This is a genomic window from Azospirillum sp. B4, assembly GCF_000333275.1.
Classification (GTDB): Bacteria; Pseudomonadota; Alphaproteobacteria; order Azospirillales; family Azospirillaceae; genus Nitrospirillum.
This window is the reverse complement of the sequence record NZ_BACU01000476.1, coordinates 1-1,853: the sequence shown is the minus strand read 5'-3', so window position 1 is coordinate 1,853 and position 1,853 is coordinate 1. Positions and strand designations below refer to the sequence as shown.

The window sequence follows — 1,853 nt, the reverse complement described above, 5'->3', positions numbered from 1 at the left end:
GTATTGCTCCCCCGCGACCGCAGATCATCGTCCTCCTCTATAGCGTGTACGCTGACATCCTCCCAATTTGTCAGTCCGTCGATTTTCCGGAGAAGAACCGCGGCTCGGTCAACACCTTCAAAGGGAGCCGCTTCCAGAATCCGTTCCCCGTCCACTTCCCTATCCCGCCTGTAGACGGTTCCCCCGATGAAAGTGCCGTCGGCGGGATTGGCGATGCCCCAACTATCATCCTTATCCCCAAGGTTCCGCACATTGCGATTCATCAGAGGTTGCGGAACAAGCTGAAGCCAATGCTCATCATTGGCCAGGGAGGGTAGGGGGGCTTCTCCAAAGAAGGGTTCGAAGCCCGGAGTTACGGGAATGGTTGAGGCCCGCCAGCCTTGGGCATGCAAGGGGCCGGAGGCCGCCTCATCGACCATGTGGGCCATCGTCTCGCGAATCTCGCGACGCGATGAAAGCAGCGCTGCCCGTTCCGCGGACGCCTCGGCATCAAGAATTATGCGTTCGATGTCGGTGATGTTCATCTCTGGATCGCCTGCGACGGCCAAAGCCGCTTGAGCCACCCGAACTGCATCACCACGGCCGTGACCGATAAATTCCAAGGCCGTCGTCATGACTGGGAGCTGCTCCGTGGCCACGAATATCGGCCACAGGGTTTTCACCAGGCGGTCTCGATCCTGAGGGGACTGATCGCCCAAGGCTTTGCTTACATGTCGAAGCAAGGTGCTGGCGGTAACCCGCCCGAACATCGGTGCATTGGCACCGGTGTAGGAATTCAAATAATGATCCTCGTGGCGCTTCAATGCCGTCATTGCTGCGGCTCGCTGTGTCATCCGGCCTTGAGCGATTTCGCTCAAGGTTTGATAGACTTTTGGAATGTCCCGGATGGGGGCGAGGAAGTCTTCCAGACCGCCAAATTCCACCGGATGCTGGCGAATGAGCTGATCCAGACGCCGACGTGCCACCTCCATGGAGCCAGGAGTCACCGTCTGGTTTAAGGCAATCCGAGGCTGTTCCTTCAGGAGGAGCTGAAAGATCGCTGGTCTGTCTGCCGCCAGACGTCCGTCCGGCATAACGTTGATGGCCCTGAAGGGTGCCCGGCCTCGGCTCCCTTCCTTCGCCTCTTGTTTTCTTTTCGACTGATCCAGCGCGTCCTCGAACAGCTTGGCGAGCCGCTCCAGTTCATCGGACGGCTTGAAGCCTGGCTTGTCCGAGCTTCCCGCCGCTACAGCCTCTTCAGCAAGTTTCCCGGCCAGGGAGAAGGCCCGCCCAGTCTGGCTGGGCTGCTCCTGGGGCCGGGGGGTCGCCTCGATGGACCGCGACTGCAGGATCGCCGACAGCCCGTCGTAGGCCGTCACCGGCACGACCCAGGCCGGACGCTCGCCGGAGCGATCCAGGATAGCGCCGGGCAGACGGGCGAAGGACTGCACCAGCTCCGGGTCGTAAGCGAAACCCACACGATAGCTTTCCTGACCGGCGTCGTAGCGCAAGCTCAGGCCGGGCTGAGACCGAAGTGGGGCGTCCAGCTGGCGCTGGATCGCCAGGTTCTTCTCGGCCTCGCGGTCGCTTTCCAGGACTTGCATCCCGGTCAACGCCGCTTCCAGTTCCAGGCGCGAGACCAGGGGCACCCGCCAGGTCATGTCCTCCCGGTTCAGCACGGCGCCGGGCACGACGCACATCAAGGCGTTGAAGTCCCGGTCGCGGCCGAAGGCGACGGTGTAGTGACTTGCGGCCTGGCCTTCGGCAACGGCCAGCCGCTGCACCTTGGCCGAGGCGGTTCCGGCGGGGGGCTCCATGGCCTCGAATTCCCGGATCGAAGTCAGNCAGCGGACCAGCACCGCCTCATCGCCCGG

1 protein-coding gene is annotated in these 1,853 nt (G+C 62.4%); it reads right to left on the bottom strand.

Annotated elements, in window-relative coordinates; translation table 11 throughout:
- A partial coding sequence (locus I55_RS20675; protein ID WP_148293871.1) for a hypothetical protein occupies nt 1-1,796 on the bottom strand: 1,796 nt, incomplete at its 3' end.
- Between the last annotated feature and the right edge of the window lie 57 nt (nt 1,797-1,853).